Below are 4,182 nucleotides of genomic sequence, written 5' to 3'. Positions count from 1 at the left end.
GCTGGATAAAATATATACTACCAAAATTAAACTTGGTGAAACTTCTGATAGCTATGATGCTCAAGGAAAAATTTTAATTAATCCTAGCGCTGGACAGCCAACAGAATCAGTAATGAATAAAACAATCGCCACAATGATTGGACCCCAGCAACAAATACCACCGATGTTTTCTGCGAAAAAAGTAAATGGCCAAAAACTTTATCAACTAGCTCGTCAAGGAATTACCATTGACCGACTACCAACAAATATTATAATTCATGACTTTCAATTACTATCTTACCAGTACCCATGGGTAGAATTACTTATCCACTGCAGTAGTGGTACTTACATTCGTTCTCTGGTTCATGACCTCGGTCAATCGCTTGGCTATGGTGCAGTTATGTATCAGCTGCGCCGTGAACAAATTGGCAACTACAAAATTCAACAAGCCACAGAGCTAAAAGATCTTACTGCAACTAATTGGCCAAGTTTTCTGCAATAATAAGAGGACCATTGTTTAACAACGGTCCTCTTTTTTAATTCTTGGGAACAATGATAGTAAAAGTAGAGCCTTTACCTAAAATACTGGTCACGCTAATTTTATAGCCAACTTGACTTAGTATGTGCTGGCAAAGATACAAGCCCAACCCATTACTTTTTTCTCCTCCAATTCCGGTTTTTTGATTAGGGTGCAAAGAAAAAAGTTTATTTACTTCCTCTTGACTCATTCCAACTCCCGTATCGGATACTGAAATAGTAACTTTTTCGTTATCGTCCGTCACTACCACGGTAATACTACCCTCTTGAGTATACTTCAAACAGTTATTTATTAAATTACTCAGAGTTAATTCTATCACCTCCTGATAACCAAAAATGTTCACGTTAATCTTCTGATCATACAAGAAAACTATTTTACTATTCCTATTCTTTAATTTAGCTGCATCAATATTCTTGATTATTACTTCATTAAGGTCAAAAATAAGTTTCTGATCTTCTCGTATATAGGAAGCAGCCCAACTCATTAAAGTTGTTGATAGTAATAATTGGTTATTTATAGCTGTGTGAAAAAAGGGAATTGTTTTCTTGATGTCCTCTAATAGGGCTAACTTATCATCAATGCTTTTGTTTTCCCACCCGGAAAATTCCTCTAAATAACAACTGACATAACCTAAGAGCGGATGAAAAGGACCTCTAATATCGTGTGCTGCCAGACCGATCATCTTCAACCATGTATCTTGACCTCTTTGCTGTTCAGTAAAATCACAAAACACGACGCGCGCGCTTTCTATTGTTTCCGGCTGAATTAAAACATGATAAGAAAAAGTATCCTCATCTATGATGCACGTTAAATCAAATTCGTGCCTTTTTTGATTACTAATACTTTGTACGCAAATATCCTCTAGCTGTTGCGCTGATGCTGTTGGTAAACTCTGAATCATTATTAATTTGCTCTGTTGGGAATCAGATAACAAACTTGGCGATTCAGGAATAAATTCCACCTTACTATCGTCATGAAGCAAGGCTTGAAAAATAAAAATCGAAATCTGTCTTTGCATTCACTTACTCCTTTTGATGTTTATTAAATTTTTAAAGTAAAATCATTTTTTGATGAGTTTATAACTTACAATAATATCTAATCTTTGTCAATAACTAAAAGGGATCTAATAAACCGTTGGTTCAAAGCCGGTTATTTCTTTCAGTGCTTGTCGACACTTGATTCTGGGAAAGGCAACTTGCAGGCGGCGATAAACTTCATTAAATAGCACCATTTCCACTCCCAATCGCCCAATATTGTCACCATATTCGTCATTAAATTTTTTAGTACTGGTGATTGAATCCTGCGAGCGATAAAGTCGCTCCAATAAAATCATTTGCTCTTCGGGTTTGATATATTTTGGTGGTAACATATAAATACTTGATTAATTAACAAATATATGATAAATTATAAATCAGTTTTTAGCAAAACTATATTATTCCTCGATAATAGTCACTTAATTAATAATCAATTTATAATCTATGCCAATTAAAAAAGCGGCTTATAAAGATCTACGCCAGAACAAAAAAAGAAAATTGGCCAATCTGCGAGTCGACCGTCAAATAAAAGATACAGCTAAAAAGATTGAGCAAGCATTGGTGGCCAAAAATATGGACAAAGTAACTGAATTGACTAAATCTTTTCAAAAGATAGTGGACAAAGCAGTCCAACATGGACAATTAAAAAAGAACACTGCTGCCCGGAAAAAATCTCGTCTTGTTAAGAAAATCAGTAAGAAATAATCCAACTTTTTCACCAAAAAACGCACCTCACTTACTGGGGTGTGTTTTAATAATAAATAAATCAAAGAACAATTCTGGTTTCAATGGTAATGATTTTAATTGATAGTCCAAATCAATGAGCTTTTGGTATATCTTTTGCAAATCAGATACTTGATATTTGGCCAGTGCCGGTGTTAATTTGCGAATGACAAAGGGATGAATTTTGGTTTGCTGGGCTAACTGTTGCTGACTCAAACCTTGAGCTAATAATATTTTCATCTGCCATAGCAAACGATACTGTCGCAGGATCATGCTCAATAAATACTGCTCATTTTGTCCGAGAGACAGTTGATCCTGTAATAATTTAATGGCCTGTACTGGATTGTTGTTCATTAGGGCGTCGGTGAACTGAAAAATATTTTCCTCCAATCCCCCGTCAATCATTTGCTCAATATCAGCTTCAATAATGGACTGATCTTTTTTATAGGCAACTAATTTATCAATCTCACCGGCCAACCGCCATAAATCATTACCGACGTTAACAGCCAATAAGCGCGCGGCTGGTTTGGTAATTTGCCCCTGACGTAACCCAACCTCTTGTTCCACCCACATTACTAATTTATTGATATCCAACAGCTCAAAATTTTGGGCATACTTAAAGTTCTGCAATCTCTTAAACAAAGCGTCATCTTTATCGGGCAAATCTTCCTGCCAAAAGATGATATAATTTTCTTCGGAACTATCAGTAACTTTATTTAAATAAGTGATAACATCTTCTTTCCAACTATTAATACTGGCTAGAGAAAAAATATTTTTAATAATTATTAACCGTTTAGCTGATAAAAAACCCGGTTGGGTAACCGCATTATTAAATTTTTCTAAAGTAATGTTCTCGCCATCCAAAATAGTAATATTCAAACCAGCCTGATCAACTTCTTGAGCAAACTTATCTCGTAGCTGTTTTACTTTTTGGTAAGAACGATAGCTATCCGTTCCATAAAAGAAAAATATCATCTGGTACATTTACAATTTAATTATTTCTCTCAAAATAGTAACACATTTAGTTATTTTTTACACCATTGACAATGGTTCCGAAAAGTGCTAAATTAAAACATTATTTGATCTTTAACAAATTAATTCACAATCTTCAGGAGACTAAAATGTTCTACTTTTTAACTTTAATTCTTGCCCTCTGTTTGTGCTATCTTCTTATAATAATTGTTGATAAATTAACCAAGACAAAACCTATACAATCCTTATTGAATCGTGATCCAAAAATGTCTGGTCTGGTTATAAAAAATACTGCCGGGTTAGTTATCATTTTATTCCTATTCGTGGCTGTTTCACCAATATATTTTGAATACACTAACTCTTTTGATAGCAAAATAGTTCTCTATTCTAGCGACGGCAAGGCTACAATTCACGGTTGGCCAGGTGTGTTCTGTTGGGAATCAAAAGATCGTTTCTACAATGTCATGGGTACTATGAGATATTCTCATGCATTTCAACCAATCTCCGAAAATCCCAAACTCAGAAAATATCGTTATAGCTTCTCAGTGGCCATAACTAACCCTATTGTTTTCTACAATAAATACGATAAAATCATCGATAGTTGTACCACACAGGCTGTACTTAATGAATCTAAACAACAGGCAATGGTTTGGAATATAGTTGAGTACTACTTGTATGAGTTTGAGGAAAAGTTTGGTAAAGACGTTGTTCAGCTGTACAATCCAAAAAGTTTAGTAATGCAAAAACAATTCAAAAAACTATTGGAAACATACATCAATAAAATTTTTTCCACCGATGGCGTCACCATAACTTTTCATAACTTTAATCTGGAAATGCTTCAATAATAAAGAGATTAAATGACCTCCTCCCCGCACTCAAAAAAGCTATCTTAACTAGATAGCTTTTTTTCATACGGGGTTTCCCTTTGGGTTTCAA

General features: G+C 34.6%; 6 protein-coding genes. 3 read left to right on the top strand and 3 right to left on the bottom strand.

Annotated features, from left to right (window positions below; all coding sequences use genetic code 11):
- Positions 1–481: tRNA pseudouridine(55) synthase (locus COX77_02850; GenBank protein PIZ98994.1), on the top strand; the 481-nt coding region annotated here is incomplete at its 5' end.
- Positions 482–515: 34 nt separating this feature from the next.
- On the opposite strand, the gene COX77_02845 is transcribed toward COX77_02850, so the two are convergent.
- Together COX77_02845 and COX77_02840 are read right to left on the bottom strand one after the other, a co-directional pair.
- On the bottom strand, positions 516–1,535 hold the full coding sequence (locus tag COX77_02845) for a hypothetical protein (protein ID PIZ98993.1): 1,020 nt from the start codon (positions 1,533–1,535) through the stop codon (positions 516–518).
- A 105-nt stretch (positions 1,536–1,640) separates the two neighbouring features.
- Positions 1,641–1,886 (bottom strand): hypothetical protein, encoded by a 246-nt coding sequence (locus tag COX77_02840; GenBank protein ID PIZ98992.1) that lies wholly within the window; start codon positions 1,884–1,886, stop codon positions 1,641–1,643.
- Between the two features lie 109 nt (positions 1,887–1,995).
- Here COX77_02840 and rpsT point away from each other — a divergent pair, with 109 nt between their 5' ends.
- Positions 1,996–2,256: a 30S ribosomal protein S20 gene (gene rpsT / locus COX77_02835; GenBank protein PIZ98991.1), complete on the top strand. Its 261-nt coding sequence runs from the start codon at positions 1,996–1,998 to the stop codon at positions 2,254–2,256.
- 27 nt (positions 2,257–2,283) lie between these two features.
- On the opposite strand, the gene holA is transcribed toward rpsT, so the two are convergent.
- On the bottom strand, positions 2,284–3,258 hold the full coding sequence (gene holA / locus COX77_02830) for a DNA polymerase III subunit delta (protein ID PIZ98990.1): 975 nt from the start codon (positions 3,256–3,258) through the stop codon (positions 2,284–2,286).
- Between the two features lie 62 nt (positions 3,259–3,320).
- On the opposite strand from holA, the gene COX77_02825 reads away from it, so the two are divergent.
- Positions 3,321–4,091 (top strand): hypothetical protein, encoded by a 771-nt coding sequence (locus COX77_02825; GenBank protein ID PIZ98989.1) that lies wholly within the window; start codon positions 3,321–3,323, stop codon positions 4,089–4,091.
- Positions 4,092–4,182: the final 91 nt, after the last annotated feature.

The organism is Candidatus Komeilibacteria bacterium CG_4_10_14_0_2_um_filter_37_10 (genome assembly GCA_002793075.1).
Lineage (GTDB): Bacteria > Patescibacteriota > Patescibacteriia > UBA1558 > UBA1558 > UM-FILTER-37-10.
The sequence above is the reverse complement of the archived record's forward strand: the minus strand, read 5'-3'. Positions and strand labels throughout refer to the sequence as shown.